Raw genomic sequence first — 16,797 nt, 5'->3', positions numbered from 1 at the left:
TGATGTCCTAAAACTGGCATAGAACTTGCAAGTATTACTAACGAAAACGAAAAAGGAGGAATGACTATGAAAATAGTTTATGTACTGCCAGGACCGATAAGTAGGACGGAACCAGGACGTCAAGAAATGGAGAGAAGATTAGAAATCCTGCGCTCCTATGCAGCGCCTGGTACACATGTTGATATCGTCGATGTAGATGAAGGCCCCGCGTCCATTGAATCTCTTTATGAGGAATACCTAAGTATACCGAATACTGTAGATCTTATGTTGGAGATGGAGAAAAAAGGGTATGATGCAGCCATTTTAGGTTGTTATGGAGACCCAGGTTTGGACGCAGTTAGAGAAGTAACGGGAAAAATGGTGGTAGTGGGACCTGGTGAAGCGGGTGTAATGGCAGCAGCAATGTGTGGTTACCGGTTTTCAATCATAACCGTTACAAATAGCATTATAAATCCACTGCATCACCTAGTGGAAAAAGCAGGGGTTGGTAAGAAGCTAGCTTCCGTGCGTGCCATAAATACACCTGTTCTCGAACTTGCCAACGATCGTGAAAGAACGATCCAAAAGCTAATTGAAGAGGGAAAAAAAGCGATTCTGGAAGACCGGGCAGATACGTTGGTATTAGGCTGTATGTCAATGGGCTTCCTTAATGTTGCAGAAGAAATGTCTAAAGCACTAGGTGTGCCTGTTATTAATCCTGGCAAAACCTCATTAAAGATGGCGGAAGCATTGGTTGGAGCAGGGCTATCACACTCCAAGCTTGCCTATCTTACACCGCCGAAGATTTCAACAGGAACGGTTACTTCTTCTAAAGGCTTGCTTGTGAAGAAAAACAAAATCGTCCAATAATGGAATACCCTTATTCAAGAAAAAGGTTATTGTTAAAAAGTCTAATCAACCCTAAAACAACCTAATGCACCAAAATAAAAGATCATGATTTTACATTTTCCATTTCTGAGGAAGGAGGGAGCTTTTTGTACATTACAAAGGTAGAGGCAAAGATCGTACGAACACCCTTTAATGTCCCTTTTAAAATGACATATGGGAAAATGCCTCCATATCAATCCCATCTTATTGTTCGAATCACCACCAACACAGGATTGACAGGTCTTGGGGAAGCATCCGAATTACCTTTTTTCACTGGAGAGACTGTTGAAACAATGAAGGCCTTAGTGGAAAAAAAACTTGGCCCTGCCATTATTGGAAAACCGGTTTATGCGTTAAGAGATATACACCATTCAATGGGAATCATTCTCGGGAATGCAACTGGTGCAAAGTCGGCTATTGATATTGCTTTATGGGATGTTCAAGGAAAAAGGTTGAAAACTCCCGTATATGAGCTTTTAGGTGGTGAAAGGAAACAGCCTGTCAGAGTGGCCTACGTATTAGGGGATGAATTCCCGGAGGAAATGGCAAGAGCTGCAAAAGAAATGGCGGAAGCTGGTTTTGATACGCTGAAAATTAAAATTGGCAGCGACTTTCGAAAAGATATCGAAGCCATTTCTCAAATTCGACAGGCAATACGTCCAGCCATTCATTTAAGAATTGATGCAAATCAGGGATATAAAGTGAAAACGGCCGTCCAGGTGATTAAAGAAATCGAACCATATAAGATTGATTACATTGAACAACCAGTCCCCGGATGGGATCATGATGGATTAAGACAAATTAGAAGTGCAACATCTATTCCAATCATGGCCGACGAGAGTGCCCATACGTTAAAGGATGTGTATGAGCTTGCAAAAAAGGAAGCCATCGACCTGATCGGTATTAAGCTAATCAAATGCGGCGGTATCACACCAGCTGTTCAAATCGCGCAATTTTCAGAAGCAATAGGTCTTCAATGTGTATTAATCAGTCCATGGGATACTCTGCTTGGAACCTATGCAAGTCTCCATCTTTCCACTATTTTACCTGGGAACTACTCGCATGAAATGGTTGGTCCTTATTATTTAAAGGACGACCCTTTTGGAGTGGTAGAGATTAAGGGAGTGATGGATATACCGAAGGGTATTGGATTCGGGATGGAAGATATTTTCGATGAGATTATGGAGGAGTAGTACCTTGAATAAATTTCAATGGTTCATGGTCTGTTTCGTCAGTTTTATTCATTTTTTAGCTCTATCTCATCGAATGGAAGTCGTTCCTTTTCTGGTCGATCTAAAAGATATGTATCATGTAGGATTTACTCAAGTAGGAGGGCTTTTATCTTCCTTTTTGCTTGGATACGCAATTTTCCAAATTCCTGCAGGAACTCTTGCAGACCGATATTCACCTGTATCGTTAATCGTGCTAGGATTGTCTCTAATGATGATTTCATCGATGATCTTTTCAATGACGCATTCACTTTATCTGGCCCTTATTTTAAGGTTTATTATGGGGGCTTCAGCAGCCATGATCTTTTCTCCAGCGATAAAACTAATTTCAATCCATAGCCCTAAAGAAAAACGGGGATTAAGCATTGGCATACTAGAAGGTGCCGCAGCTGCTGGATCGTTATTAACTTTAACTGTTTTTCCGATTCTATCAATCTATGTAGAATGGAACACATTATTTCTTATGTTATCTATTCTCCTTTTGCCAACATTGCTGCTATTCCTAAAGGTGCCAAAGGGTAAAAACACATCAGAAATACAGGGAAAGAAAGAAGTCCAGCCTAGGGTTTTCTTGAATTTGTTTAAAGATAAAAAAATCCACCGTCTTTTGGGAATTTCCTTTTTTGGCTTATTTGGACTTTATGGCTTTCTGGCCTGGATGCCCACCTATTTGGAAGCGGCTATGGGATATACGAAGCAAGAGACCGGTCTGATCATGGCATTTATGATGATCGCTCAAATCATCGGAGCCCCTCTTTCAGGTAAACTTTCTGATATAGTAGGGCAAAGAAAATCAACTCTCATCATCGGTTCGATCTTAGCGGCAGGATGTTGTTTATGGTTGATATTCCTAAACGACACGGGGATATATTGTACAGCTTTTGTGATTGGCATCGCTATTTCATGGTCTTTAGCCCCGATGCTGACTCTCGCCACTGAAATGGTTCATATTAGTAGCGCGGGATCGCTTATTAGTACCATGAACACGGTTGGTCAATTAGGATCAGCGATTTCTGGATATGTATTTGGTATGCTCTATGATACGTTCGGGAGTTTCCAAATAATCTGGATTGTCAGTTTTATTGCTTGTCTGATTCGAATTATGTTCACTTTCGGTGAGCTTGAAAATCATCAAGTCATAGAATCAGAGAAAGAAATTGGTATTTAATTTTTTAGAATTAGTTTCCAGATTATTCATAACTAACAGAATTTGGTGTCAAGAAAAGATACTAGGATTCTTGAAACGATCAAAAGCGAAATGAAGGGGGAAAGTGAAATGAAAAGAATAATCATGTTGCTATTTGGCGTGATGCTGCTTTCGATTAATACCGTTTCGGCAGAAGAAGCAACGCCGGTTTTAAAAAGCGCAAACCTTGAAGTTATGTATGAAGATGTTATCAAAGTAACGGAAAAAATAACGATCGCCAACTCCGAAGCAATCCATGAGGGAACATTAGAGCATATCGTAACCAAAATCGGGGGTGCGCGGTTTGAAGATTTAGTGATTAATGGAGAGGATCAAGAGCTTACCTATGAGTTAAACGAAGGAAATTCTGTTAATAGAGTACTAGTATCTCTTCCTGAAGGCAGTAAAGGAGAATTTACCTATACGGTAAGTTATCAATTTTCAGATACGAGAAATGAGAAAATTCCATTTGTCGTACCTGCTGTTAATACAGCTGGAAATGGTAATGTAGTCTCATTAAGTATCAATCTGCCAAAGGGGAAATATCTGCATGAATCATTCCCAATCATTGATTCTGGAGATTCGGGGATGGTCAAAGAGGATATGATGAACGTTCCAAGTTACGTAAATCTTGCAACAGGTTCTTCCCCTGCAGGGTTATTTACAACTTCAAATCTATATACCTTTTTCGGATTGGCTGTCATCTTGGGAATTATTTTGGCTTGGATCATTAGTGAAAGAAAAAGTAAGGGTGGTGAAGTAGTAAATGTTTAATCTTGGTGCTCCCTTTACCTTTTTTGTCCTCTATACCGTTGTTTGGATTGCTGGATATTTCCTATGGGCTGTTAAAAGTGAAAAATAACTAAAAGGAGGGGATCTTGAATGTTTGAAGTAAGTACGACGTTTTATGTGGTGTTGGTTTTATATTTTGCCGTCATTCTTGGTATCGGAATTTGGTCGGGAACCAAGAACAAAGGAACAGAGGATTTCTTGGTAGCAGGGAGATCCATTGGGCCTTTAGTAGGTGGTGCTGCATTTGCAGCAACACAAATGAGTGCGGGTACATTTGTTGGAACACTTGGTATTCATTACTTAACTGGCGGGAGCTTCCTTTGGATTTGGGCTGGTCTTTGGTTCGGCTGGTTAATTGCGGCTACCCTGGTCGGACCTAAGTTCCAAGCTTTTAAAGGGTTAACGGTACCTGACTATGTAGGTACTAGATTTAATAGTAAAGCGGCTCGGGGAATATCAGCCCTTTTAATATTAGTAGCCTATACCGTTTACCTAACTGCACAGTACCAAGCAGGAGGAAATATTTTTCAGACACTATTCGGAATTCCGTTCATCTGGGGAGCCATCATAACCGTTGGAATCACTTTACTGTATACGATGATTGGCGGAATGAGGGCAACAGCTTATAGTGATTTCGTTCAGGCGATTATCATGGCTGGCTGCTTTTTTGCTGCCCTTCCATTGCTCTTTAATCAAGCAGGTGGAACAGAATTTGTCGGGAATTTCTTAGCCGAATTTAGTCCTAATATGTTAAGCTGGCATTTCGGTTTTAAGGAGTTGCTTGGTTTTGGTGCAGCCTTTGGGTTTGCAATGGCCGCAGCGCCATATGAGTTAGCAAGAATGTATACATTAAGAGATAGGAAGACCGTTAAATTAGCAATAGGCTTTTCATTTATTTTCCAAGCAGTTGTTGGTATTTCTGTAGCAGCAGCAGGCATGGCCATTCGAGCACTCTTCCCATATATGCCTACACCTGATATTGCTTCTACCATCATGGCCATTAATATACTTCCGCCAGTTGTGGGGTCCTTGATTATTTTAGCAATCCTCTCAGCGATAATGAGTACAGTTTCCGGCATTATGATGGTATCTGCTTCCGCGTTTTCACATGATTTCTATGCCACGATGATCAAGCCTAACGCCAGTGACAGTGAAAAAATGAAGGTAAACCGAATTGCGGTACTAGTACTAGGAATTATCCCAATTTTCTTGGCCTTAAGACAGTTGGACATTGTTCAATTCATAGTCGTTCTCCAGGCATCCTTAACAGCGAGCTTTTTCTTTGCAACGGTAATTCTAGGCCTTAACTGGAAAAGAGGTACAGCAGCGGGCGCCATTGTTTCGATGATCGGCGGCTTCTTCACAGCATTGTTCTGGTACTTAGCAGGTAATCCGTTGGGGATTAATGAGGTTATACCTGGAGTCATGGTCAGCTTCATCTCATTTATTGTTGTCAGTCTAGTTACGAAACCTGTGCCGAAAGAAGCGCTTCAGCCATTCTTTGACGATGTGAAGTAAATGCTCGAGGGGAGGAGTTATTCTTTCCCCTTTTTTAATTGTCATTTGAAACAAATATAAGTTCGTTTAGGTTAAAAAGTTGGCCGTGTATCCTCACCTAAATGAACCTAATTCCTATCGAAACTTTAATATATAATATTAAAAACCTTGTTAACAGATTGGCACAGAACTTGCATTAATATTGTTGTAAAGAGAAAGGGGTGCAACCATGAATGTAGCAATTGAAAAAGTAGTAGATTCGATGAGTAATGAAATCGTATCTCTATTGCAAAAAATGATTCAAATTCCTAGTGAAAATCCACCAGGAAACTATGAGGAAATTTGTAACTTTCTTGAAAAGGAACTATTATCGTTAGGATTTGAGGTAAAGGTAGTCAATGTGCCTGAGGAAGAGACGAGGAAATTAAATCTGCCAACACCTCGGAAAAATGTTATTGCTGTCATGAAGGGGAATGGAGGAGGGAAAAATTTAATTTTTAACTCTCATATTGATACGGTTCCAGCAGGAGACTTGGAACAATGGACCTACCCGCCATTTTCAGGAGCCATTGCTAATGGTAAGGTATATGGAAGAGGTGCAACAGACTCCAAAGGGCGATTAACCGCTTATATTATGGCTGCTGTGGCGTTAAAGAAGTCCGGAATTCCTTTTTACGGTGATATTGTGATCACAGCTACTTGTGATGAAGAAACTGGCGGTGTTCTAGGAGCAGGTTATGTCACTGGTCAAGGATTAGTTACCGGTGATATGGTGGTCGTGGAAGGCTACAGCAATCATATCGTTCGCGCTATGGCTGGAGTTCTTCAGTTAAGAATTAAATCAACAGGCCGTCCTGCTCATGCAGCCTTCAAATGGAAGGGAATAAATGCCGTTGAAAAAATGGCAAAAGTCATACTAGAATTAACTAACCTGCAAGAACAATTAAAAAATGAACCTTCAGAAGTTGAGGGAATGAGTTATACGACCGTCAATGTTGGAGTTATCAATGGGGGAACCAAGGTGAATGTTGTCCCTGGGACCTGTGAGATTGAGGTGGACTTTCGGGTGATTCCAGAACAAACCCTTGATGATATTTATAATCGGGTATTTACTATGATTGAAAGGCTTCAGATGGAAGATCCAGAGATGAACATCCAGGTAGAGCGAGTGCCGGATTTTCAAACCAATCCAACCGTAACTGAAGCGAATTCACCTCTAATTGAGGAATTGCAATCGGCCATTCAAGAGGTATCAGGAACCACACTTCCTGTAGTAGGAATGTTAGGGCAATCAGATACACGCTGGTTTATTCAAAATGGAATCCCAGGTATTAATTATGGCCCTGGTACAAACAACAATAATCTCCATGGTTATGATGAGTTCATGGAAATCGAGGATTTAATCCAAACGACAAAAATCTTAACGGTTCTTGCTAAAAATTTCTGTGGAACAAAAGAATACGTCACGGAATAGCAGAATTTTATCCTGATTTTTCGGAATATAGAAACAATTACAAGAAGGGGTTGGAGAAGAATGGGTACATTTTTGGGGTTATCGGCATCTAATTGGTTTATTTGGATCACAATGGGTGTCTTCATTATCGCCTATTTTGTTGTCACCGAAGCGATCACTAAAAAGGAGGAGAAAAAATAATGGCTATCGCTGTTCTTGTCGCTTATATGCTCGCTGTTATTGGGATTGGATATTACATGAAATCTCGCATCCAAAATGAAATGGATTTCTTAGCGGCTGGCGGGAAATTAGGAGTCTGGGTTGGAGGTATGACGCTTGCAGCCACTCAGATGAGTGCCGGTACAGCCATTGGAACGGTGGGCTTCCACTATCAAGTAGGCTATAATTTTGCTTGGATTTGGCCAGCGATTTGGGCTTCATGGGTCATCATGGCCATCTTTATTGCACCTAAAATGAAAGCATTCTTTAATTCTAATAAGGCCTTAACCATTCCCGACCTATTAGGAACCCGCTATGAAAGTAATGCCATCCGAGTGATTTCTGTTCTTATTCTATTAGTTTGTTACGGGATGACAGTAGTAGCTGAATTAGTTGGGGGATCATATTTATTAAATGTTGTTTTCGATATCCCTATTACATGGGGTGTATTAATTATTGCATTTATATTTATTGCTTACACTGTAATGGGCGGGTTATTTGCCATTGCTTATACAGACGTGCTCCAAATGATTGTCTTTGCTCTAGGATTTGCGATTGCGGTGCCTTTTGCAGTATCAAAGGCAGGGGGCTTTAGTAAATTAAATGAAACATTATCTTCGATTGATCCGAATCTTGTTGCCACCGGGATGCCTTCATCGGCTTTAACGGCAGTCGCTCTGTCATTCTTTATCATGATGATCGGATATCCTATTATTGCTATTCGTTTTTATTCAATAAAAGATAATAAAACTATCCGTCGTGCAGTAGGTATATCTTTTATTTTTCAGGCAATTGTAGCGGTTTCTATCGCTATCCTTGGGGTTAGTGCAAGAGTTCTATATCCTAATTTAACTTCACCTGATTTAGCCAGCTCTACAATCGCCATGGATCTATTGCCGCCAGTATTGGGTGGATTGCTTTTAGCAGCGATTTTAGCAGCGATTCAGTCTACTGTAAGTGCCGTTTTGTTGATGCTTGGAAGTTCAATCTCTCATGATATTATGAAAAATGTAATGAAGAAAAAATTAAGCGACAAACAACAATTAAAGATTACCAGAATAGTGGTATTGATTATGGGGATTTTACCAATACCGTTTGCGTTAAACCCGCTGCCATTAATTCAGCAGATTTGGATTAATGCAGCTGCCCTGATTGGTTCATCCTTCGCAGTCTCTATTTTGTTAGGGTTGTACTGGAAACGGGCAACAAAAGCTGGTGCTATTACTTCCATGGTTGGCGGAATAGGCAGCGCTATACTTTGGTTATCACTTGGCAACCCATTTGGATTGGATCCTGTTTATATCAGTGTACCGGTAAGTCTATTAGGAATGGTGTTTGTCAGCTTACTAACGAAGCCGGTGTCAAAACAAGCATTACAACCATTTTTTAAAGATGTCCAAGCATCGGAGTCTGGAAACACAATAGCAGGATAAAAAGGAGGAAATTGCATTGCCTTCAACAGATACGAAGCAATTGCTTTATAAGTCAATTGAAGAAATCAGTACATTATATAGAAAAAAAGAGGTATCTCCGGTCGAGATTACGGAAGCAACTTTAGACCGCTTACAGGAATTGGAGCCAAGGCTAAATGCATTTGTTACGGTCCTTGGTGAGCAAGCTTTGGCGAAAGCAAGAAAAGCTGAAGCGATTTTCGTAAAAGGGGAAAATGCCAGTAAGTTATTTGGGATACCTGTATCATTGAAGGATATTTTTATGACAAAAGGGATTCGTACTTCACTTGGATCAAGAATTATGAAGGACTTTGTTCCAGAAGAAGATGCTTTTGTTTATAGTGCATTACAGGATAATGGTGCCATCATCATTGGGAAAAATAATATGCTTGAATTTGCTTACGGGTCCGTACACCCAGATTATGGTCAATGCAATAATCCGTGGAATGTAAGCCGTACAGCTGGTGGATCCAGTACTGGGTCAGGCGCGTCAGTTGCCGTAGGGATTGGATATGCCTCAATCGGAACGGATACAGGAGGCTCCATCCGCGTTCCATCTTCCTTTTGCGGTATTGTTGGGCTGAAGCCAACCTATGAAACAGTTTCACGACAAGGGTTGTTCCCTTTATCTCATTCTTTAGACCATATCGGGCCGCTAACTAGGACTGTCCGAGATAATGCAATTGTTCTGGAGCACATTTCTTCCCGCCGCTTTAATTTCGATTCCTGGGGAGAGATTCGCGGGATAAAAGTGGGCGTCATCCGATCATTAACCGATTCTATTATGAATCCGGAAGTATCTGCGTTAATGGTATCTGCCATTCAGCAACTTAAGGAATTAGGTGCTCAGCTTTACGATGTAGAGATTCCAGGAATTGAATCAATCGAAGAAGCTGCCATGCCTATTGTCCTTGCGGAAGCTTCGACGTATCATCAAAAATGGTTTGATTCGAGGGAAAAAGATTATTCTCCAAACACCTATGCCAACCTAAGAGAAGGCTATAAGGTTACAGCAGTAAGCTATTTGGAAGCGTTAGAGAAGAAAAAGGCGTTCACAAAAGCAGTTGATCAAGTATTAAAACAGGTGGATGTGCTGATTTGTCCAACGGTCCCATATCCAGCTACTGAAAAGGACCCTTCCTTTGAGGATGGAAATATCGATATTTCTCAGCGCACGATTCCATTTAATATGAGTGGACATCCGGCTCTATCTCTGTCAGCAGGAAATACTGGTTCAGAAAATCTGCCGGTGGGGCTGCAAATCATTGGACGATACTTTGATGAAGAAACCATTTATCGTGTAGGTGATGCCTTCCAACAATCTACAGGCGGCTACAAGCAGCCTCCATTATAAATGAAGAAATCAATCGATGGAAGGAGGGAAGCTATGTTAAAAAGTCATTTTAATAATAATATCAAACTGAAACATGTTCCTGATACCATGACAGCTGTTGTCATCAGGGAACATGGCGGACCGGAAGTACTAAAGTATGAATCAATCGCAACTCCCGTGCCGGGGCCTGGAGAGGTATTGCTTAAAGTTGAGGCAACTGCATTAAATCACCTTGACATTTTTGCAAGAGAGGGCTTAAAAGGACCTGGGGTCCCAGAAATCACATTACCGCATATATCGGGTGTAGATATTGTCGGAACTGTTCAATATTATGGGCAAGGGCTCCCTGGACAGAAAGGCGGACCTGCCATAGGAGAAAGAGTTATCATCAATCCTGCTATCGGTTGTAATGAATGCCGCTTTTGCCGACGTGGAGAACCAAGTATGTGCCATGACTATCAAATATTGGGGGAACATTTTTGGGGCGGTTTGGCTGAATATGTAGTGGCCCCTGCACGCAATATTATACCTGTACCTGCTCACATTCCATCGGAGGTAGCTGCAGCTGCTCCAGTTGTTTACACTACTGCATGGAGAGCCGTTATGACGGTTGCTCAGGTAAAACCATCAGACGTGGTCCTTGTAGTTGGGGCATCTGGAGGTCTGGGATCGGCCCAGGTGGAAATTGCGGCAGCAGCAGGCGCCACTGTAATCGGAATTGCTAGTACGGAAGAGAAACGTCAAAAAGCACGTCAAAAAGGCGCTGTCGCGGTGTTTGATTCAAATGGTGATTGGGAAGCAGAAGTAATGGAATGGACCAATGGACAGGGGGTCAGTGCCGCTTTTGATGCTGTAGGGGCTCCTACCATAAGGAAAAGCTTGCGCTGCCTAGAGATGGGCGGGAAAATCGTCCTATCTGGAGCAACAGCTGGTGATTCGCCTGATTTAAGCATAAGAGAAATTTATCAGCGTCACCGTCAAATACTAGGCGCACCGATGGGGAATTGGGAAGATTTCTTGCAGGTGACGAACCTGATTTGGAACGGAAAATTACATCCAACTATTCATAAAGTATATCCTTTCGAGGAAATTGCAGAGGCACAGCGAGAGTTGGAAGAGAGAAAGCATTTTGGGAAAATAGTAATAAAGATAAGTTAAAAAAAATTGTAATGGTAAAAACAGCCGCTTGGCTGTTTTTATTTTTTTGAATAGTCTTCATTGACTAAAAAATCAAAAAACTTTACAATATCCTTTATGATAGGTTGAATTAGGGGGAGAATAGGTTGCCTAAGATTTTAGCGGTCACGAAGGATAATCGTACATATAAATTGTTTTTTAATCAAATTTCTGACTTTTTTAATGGAAAAGTGACCATTTTATCACGCGAGCAATGTCAAGATTATGAAAACGTTGATATCATATTGCTCTCTAATAAAGAGCTTCTAGACGACCAGTACCCCGAAGAAAAAGTCTTAATTGCTAGAAGGACGATAAATATTGCAAGACTAGAAGAATTAATCTCTTTGCCGGCAGGAACTGAATGCCTTGTAGTGAATAACTTAGCCTCCACTGCCTCTGAAACGATCGAAATTTTGGAAAACCTCGGTTTTGAATTAAAGTTCTATCCCTATTACCCTGGAATCAAAACGTATCAAAAAGTAGAGATCGCCATTATTCCTGAGGCACTTGAAATGGTTCCAAAAGGGATAAAAAGAATGATCGATATCGGGTTGCGTCCATTAGATTTTTCAACTCTCATTGAACTTTCACTTAAGTTAAACATCAATATCGATCGAGCCAATATTCAGTCAGCCAGATACATTCAAGAAATCATAAAATTAAGCAGAAACCTTTCACATTCCTTTAAAGAGGTTGCCCATCTCAATCATCAATTAGATGCGATTTTAAACACTGTACATGATGGAATTCTTGCGACAGATGCAGAAAAGAAGATTATAAAAATAAATAGATCCGCAAAATCAATGCTCGGTATGCATCATTCAGAGAATGAGATCATTGGAAAGAAAGTTTCAGAAATACTTCCAAAATTGAAGCTGGATTCCTACATAAATGATGATTTATCGCAAAAAAACCATGTTATATCCTTTAACGAAAGAAAATTAATTATCAATAATAGTTCCATTGTAGTCGATCAAAAAAATAGTGGAGACGTCACAGCTTTTCAGGATGTAACACGGATTCAGGCTTTGGAGCAGGAAATCAGAAAGAAGATACAAAAAAAGGGGTTTTCTTCAAGGTATTCGATATCAGATATCATTGGTAAAAGTCAGCGAATGAAGGATATCTTGCATATTATTAACAAGCTGGCTAAAACAGACCGGACCGTATTAATATTAGGGGAAAATGGAACTGGAAAGGAATTGTTTGCCCATTCTATTCATCAACTATCATCCCGTCATAACGGCCCATTTATTCCCGTGAATTTTGCCGGGCTACCTGAATCATTAGCCGAAAGTGAACTTTTTGGATATGAAGAAGGGACATTTACTGGCGGAGTAAAAGGTGGTAAACAAGGACTTTTTGAATTAGCACATAATGGTACCATCTTCCTCGATGAAATAGGGGATGCACCAAAAAACCTTCAAACGCTGCTGTTACGCGTATTGCAAGAAAAACAAGTGATGCGGGTTGGTGGGAGAAGCATCATCCCAGTCAATGTACGTGTGATCGCCGCAACAAATAAGGATTTAAAAAAAATGGTCGAAGAAGGAAGCTTTCGCGAGGATCTCTATTATCGATTATTTGTATTGCCGCTGCGCGTCCCGCCGCTTAGAGATCGGAAAGAGGATATTCCGGAATTAATCACTCATTTTTTTGAAGAATATTGTCCAAGCATTCCAGCTATATCGGACGATGTCTTGGATGAGTTAGTGAATTATGATTGGCCTGGTAACGTAAGAGAACTGGCAAGTGTTGTCCAATACATGATTACAGTGATGGAAAATAACGTTATCACTTTTTTTGATTTACCAGAACAATTTCGCCATACTGGTCCAACTGTAAAAATAGATGATACCCTTTTGCAGCTGACTAAAGAAGGAGACTTGATAGATTTTCATACGATTCTATGTAGTTTACTAGAAGCAATTCAGGAGCGGAAAAGCATAGGCCGAGGGAAAATTGTTTCGTACGCTAAAGAAAAAGGAGTCATGTTAACGGATCAACAAGTTCGGCGCAGAATGGAAACGTTGAGGGATTTAGGATTTATTCAATCTGGAACAAAAGGCCAGGGAAGCAAAATAACCCAAATGGGTATGAATACCATGAAAGAAATGGAGAGAATCATAAGTGAAAACGAAAAAGTAATGAAAAGGCTGTCCTAATTGGACAGCCTTTTTTAGCCTATTAGACCCTAAAAACGAATCCTATGTGCCGATGAGTTCTTTATTTCTACGACTTTTGTAGTTTGATAAATTGGCACATTACTTGCATGTATAGTATATGAAACCATGAATTCGAGAAAGGGGAAAATATCTATGGCAACTGTTACAAATATTGCTCTTGAGAAAAGCTTACTTGATGAAATTAATACGGAGGTTCCTAAAGCGGTGCTAGAAAGATTCAGTACCTTAATTCGTGAATCTGGAAGTGAGGATGAAAGAATTGCCGCTGACTTTTTAAAGAATTATCTACAAGAATGGGGTGTACCTCATAAGGTCCATCACCCTGAATTATATTTAAGCGTTCCAAAAAAGGCTTATCTAAAAGTAACCGCTCCGTTTGAAAAAGAAATTCGCGTTAAAACACCTTCTTTTTCAATTGCAACCGGTGATGATTCAGTCAGTGGCGAGCTTGTTTACATATCTACAGGATATGCAAAAGGCATTAATGATATTTTCGGAACGGCAGTAGATGGCGACTTAGGAGATTTACAAGGAAAAATCGTCCTTACTGAAGGGTATGCGATGCCAGGAAAGGTAAGGGAATTTGCCGAAAAGGGAGTAAATGCGATGATTTTCATCAACCCTGGCAAAAACATTCACGAGGGCATATGTACACCAATCTGGGGAGCACCGGATTTAGAAAACATGAATAACGAACCAACCATCCCGGTCCTTGCGATCAATAAAAACGATGGCGATGAGTTAAAAGCATTAATTGAAAAAGAAAGCGTAACGATTGAATTCAAGACATATCTTGAAAAAGGCTGGATGGAATGTCCAGTAATCGATATTTTTATAGAAGGAACAGAAGAACCAGAAAAATATGTTCTCCTACATGGACATTTAGATTCTTGGCATGAAGGAATCGGAGATAATGCTACCGGGAATGCTGCATTACTAGAAATGGCACGGATTTTTTATAAGCACCGCGACAAGTTAAAGAGAAGTGTGCGAATTGCAGTTTGGACAGGTCATTCAACGGGCAGATATGCAGGTTCGAGCTGGTTCGTTGACCAATTCGGATTAGATTTAGATAAAAATTGTATTGCACAGGTGAACTGTGACTCTCCAGGATGCCGCTGGGCTACTTCTTATGAGTATATGATGTGGATGAGCGAAGTAGATGAATTCTGTACAGATGTTATTACCGATGCTGTCAATCTTCCTTCAAAAGGATCAAGACCACTTCGTGCAGGTGATTATTCATTTAACAACGTTGGTATTACTTCCTTCTTTATGCTTTCTTCCAGCATTCCAGAGGAGCTTCTAAAAGAAAAAGGCTACTATCCTGTAGGTGGGTGTGGAGCAAACATTGAATGGCACACAGAAGAAGATTTAATGCATGTAGCGGATTTAGATATCCTTGTAAAGGACATTAAAGTCTATATTACTGGGGTGTTACGTGCAGTTAATAGCACGGTTCATCCATTTAATTTTGTGAAGACCGCGGATGAGTTTGAGAATACGATTAAATCCTATCAGGACGCAGCAGGCTCCAATTTTGATTTTACTCTAGCATTAAATGAAGTGTCTGCACTTCGCGAAGATTTACTAGCATTCTATGACAAAGCAAACACATTAAAAGGTTTGGAGATCAGCAACCCTGTAGTAAAACAAGCAAATGAAGTCATTGAAAAATTAGCGAGAATCTTGGTTCCAATCAACTTCACAAAGCGTGGGAAATTCTGGCATGATCCTGCTCTTAATGTTCCAGCCCTGCCAGACATTGCACCTGCCTTAAACTTTAAACAGGTACAAGAAGGAACTCATGAGTATAAGGTTTTAAAAACTCATTTAACTCGCGGCCAAAACCGTGTCATTTGGGCCATTCAACAAGCCCGGGAATTACTATCTTAAGAGTGTCTGCTGCTGGGAGTGTCAGGAGCTTGCTGACACTCCTTTTTACGAGAAAGAATGTAGCATTTAAGGCTCGTCCAGACCAGCCTGACAAATGGGGGAGAAACCGACATGGCCATAACAAGTGCAAAAGATTTACTATTTAAAACAATCGATGAAATTGGAACGTTGTATCGCCGTAAGGAGGTATCACCGGTTGAGGTAACAAAAGCAACTTTGGAACGTTTGGATGAACTCGAGCCTAAGTTAAATGCTTTTATAACAGTGTTGGCAGAAGCCGCCCTAAAGAAAGCTCAAGAAGCAGAAGCAGTATTTCTAAAGGGAGAAGCTGTCGGCAAATTGTACGGTGTGCCTATATCGATTAAGGATATCTTTAACACAAGGGGAATCAAAACGACATTAGGCTCAAGAATACTACAAAACCATGTTCCAGATGAGGATGCGTATCTATATACAGCGCTACAATCTTCGGGTGCGATTATTTTTGGTAAAAACAATATGCTTGAATTTGCTTATGGTTCTGTTCATTCTGATTATGGTCAGTGTAATAACCCTTGGGATGTCAATAGAACTTCCGGCGGTTCAAGTACGGGTTCAGCATCATCCGTAGCCGCCGGAATTGGGTTCGCCTCGATTGGAACCGATACAGGGGGCTCAATTCGCCTGCCATCCTCATTTTGTGGGGTTGTCGGTTTAAAGCCTACCTATGATAGAGTTTCGCGTGAGGGATTATTCCATTTATCCCATTCATTGGATCATATTGGGCCGTTAACGAGAACCGTTCGCGATAATGCCATTGTATTGGAATGTATTTCTTCTATCCCAGTAAACTTTAATTCTATTTTTACCGGTTCGATTAAAGGTATGAAAGTAGGAGTTATCCGTTCTTTAATCGACTTATCTGCCATTCATCCAGAGGTAAGAGAACTGGTGAATGCTGGGATTAATCAGCTTGCTGAATTAGGTGCTGAAGTCGTGGACATCGAAATACCTGAAATTGCAAACATAGGCGAAATCGCTCTTCCAATATTGATGTCAGAAGGATCCTTCCATCATAAGAAGTGGTATCCAGAACGTGCAGTCGATTACGCAGAAGGAACCAAGATCGTTTTGGCAGAAGGATTCAAGATACCAGCTGTAAGTTATGTAGAAGCACTTGCTAAGAAAAGAAAGTTTGCTGAAAAAATCGACAGTCTATTCGATCGTTTCGATGTACTTGTATGCCCAACCTCACCAAGTCCTGCAACGGAACGTGATCCATCATTTGAAGATACAACATATGATTATCTCCAACGAACCATTCCGTTTAACATTGCGGGTAATCCTGCATTAACGGTTTCCGCCGGCCTTACGGCATCTGAAAACTTACCTGTAGGTCTTCAGTTCATCGGGCGTCACCATGATGAAGCAACCATTTATCGTATCGCCGATACATTCCAAACAGCCAATGGAGGATATAAACGGCCGCTCATTTAAGGGCCATTTTTCTAAAATAAATATTGGGGGTTG

12 protein-coding genes are annotated in these 16,797 nt (G+C 40.7%); all 12 read left to right on the top strand.

Annotation, left to right across the window (positions count from 1 at the left end; all coding sequences use genetic code 11):
• Nucleotides 1-66 precede the first annotated feature (66 nt).
• The 12 genes from QUG14_RS13420 (at nt 67) to QUG14_RS13365 (ending at nt 16,764) form a co-directional block, all read left to right on the top strand.
• Nucleotides 67-849 (top strand): aspartate/glutamate racemase family protein, encoded by a 783-nt coding sequence (locus QUG14_RS13420; protein WP_289341035.1) that lies wholly within the window; start codon nt 67-69, stop codon nt 847-849.
• A gap of 125 nt (nt 850-974) precedes the next feature.
• Nucleotides 975-2,060 (top strand): mandelate racemase/muconate lactonizing enzyme family protein, encoded by a 1,086-nt coding sequence (locus QUG14_RS13415; protein ID WP_289341034.1) that lies wholly within the window; start codon nt 975-977, stop codon nt 2,058-2,060.
• A gap of 4 nt (nt 2,061-2,064) precedes the next feature.
• A complete protein-coding gene (locus tag QUG14_RS13410) occupies nt 2,065-3,264 on the top strand; it encodes an MFS transporter (RefSeq protein WP_289341033.1) in 1,200 nt (399 codons plus the stop codon).
• Between the two features lie 108 nt (nt 3,265-3,372).
• Nucleotides 3,373-4,056 carry a hypothetical protein gene (locus QUG14_RS13405; RefSeq protein ID WP_289341032.1) on the top strand — a complete coding sequence of 228 codons (684 nt, stop codon included), beginning with the start codon at nt 3,373-3,375 and terminating at the stop codon, nt 4,054-4,056.
• Nucleotides 4,057-4,164: 108 nt separating this feature from the next.
• Nucleotides 4,165-5,592: a sodium:solute symporter family protein gene (locus QUG14_RS13400; protein ID WP_133368722.1), complete on the top strand. Its 1,428-nt coding sequence runs from the start codon at nt 4,165-4,167 to the stop codon at nt 5,590-5,592.
• A gap of 208 nt (nt 5,593-5,800) precedes the next feature.
• Entirely contained in the window at nt 5,801-7,045 is a 1,245-nt protein-coding gene (locus QUG14_RS13395; protein WP_289341031.1) for a M20 family metallopeptidase, read from the top strand.
• 179 nt (nt 7,046-7,224) lie between these two features.
• The gene (locus tag QUG14_RS13390; protein ID WP_289341030.1) at nt 7,225-8,676 is read left to right on the top strand and encodes a sodium:solute symporter family protein; all 1,452 of its coding nucleotides are present in this window, start codon (nt 7,225-7,227) and stop codon (nt 8,674-8,676) included.
• A 16-nt stretch (nt 8,677-8,692) separates the two neighbouring features.
• Nucleotides 8,693-10,048, top strand: a complete 1,356-nt coding sequence (locus QUG14_RS13385; protein WP_165979074.1) for an amidase — start codon at nt 8,693-8,695, stop codon at nt 10,046-10,048.
• A gap of 33 nt (nt 10,049-10,081) precedes the next feature.
• Nucleotides 10,082-11,185: a zinc-binding dehydrogenase gene (locus QUG14_RS13380; protein WP_289341029.1), complete on the top strand. Its 1,104-nt coding sequence runs from the start codon at nt 10,082-10,084 to the stop codon at nt 11,183-11,185.
• A 125-nt stretch (nt 11,186-11,310) separates the two neighbouring features.
• Complete coding sequence (locus QUG14_RS13375; RefSeq protein ID WP_289341028.1) at nt 11,311-13,371, top strand: sigma-54 interaction domain-containing protein; 2,061 nt, start codon at nt 11,311-11,313, stop codon at nt 13,369-13,371.
• 153 nt (nt 13,372-13,524) lie between these two features.
• On the top strand, nt 13,525-15,288 hold the full coding sequence (locus QUG14_RS13370; RefSeq protein WP_289341027.1) for a M28 family peptidase: 1,764 nt from the start codon (nt 13,525-13,527) through the stop codon (nt 15,286-15,288).
• Nucleotides 15,289-15,399: 111 nt separating this feature from the next.
• A complete protein-coding gene (locus QUG14_RS13365; protein WP_289341025.1) occupies nt 15,400-16,764 on the top strand; it encodes an amidase in 1,365 nt (454 codons plus the stop codon).
• The last annotated feature ends 33 nt before the right edge of the window (nt 16,765-16,797 follow it).

The sequence above is a fragment of the Neobacillus sp. CF12 genome, assembly GCF_030348765.1.
In the GTDB taxonomy this organism is placed as follows: domain Bacteria; phylum Bacillota; class Bacilli; order Bacillales; family Cytobacillaceae; genus Neobacillus.
The sequence above is the reverse complement of the archived record's forward strand: the minus strand, read 5'-3'. Positions and strand labels throughout refer to the sequence as shown.

What these genes read in the sequence shown, in the direction of transcription:
- QUG14_RS13420 (WP_289341035.1), top strand. Translation starts at nt 67, where the DNA reads ATGAAAATAGTTTATGTACTGCCAGGACCGATAAGTAGGACGGAACCA.
- QUG14_RS13405 (WP_289341032.1), top strand. Translation starts at nt 3,373, where the DNA reads ATGAAAAGAATAATCATGTTGCTATTTGGCGTGATGCTGCTTTCGATT.
- QUG14_RS13400 (WP_133368722.1), top strand. Translation starts at nt 4,165, where the DNA reads ATGTTTGAAGTAAGTACGACGTTTTATGTGGTGTTGGTTTTATATTTT.
- QUG14_RS13395 (WP_289341031.1), top strand. Translation starts at nt 5,801, where the DNA reads ATGAATGTAGCAATTGAAAAAGTAGTAGATTCGATGAGTAATGAAATC.
- QUG14_RS13390 (WP_289341030.1), top strand. Translation starts at nt 7,225, where the DNA reads ATGGCTATCGCTGTTCTTGTCGCTTATATGCTCGCTGTTATTGGGATT.
- QUG14_RS13380 (WP_289341029.1), top strand. Translation starts at nt 10,082, where the DNA reads ATGTTAAAAAGTCATTTTAATAATAATATCAAACTGAAACATGTTCCT.
- QUG14_RS13370 (WP_289341027.1), top strand. Translation starts at nt 13,525, where the DNA reads ATGGCAACTGTTACAAATATTGCTCTTGAGAAAAGCTTACTTGATGAA.
- QUG14_RS13365 (WP_289341025.1), top strand. Translation starts at nt 15,400, where the DNA reads ATGGCCATAACAAGTGCAAAAGATTTACTATTTAAAACAATCGATGAA.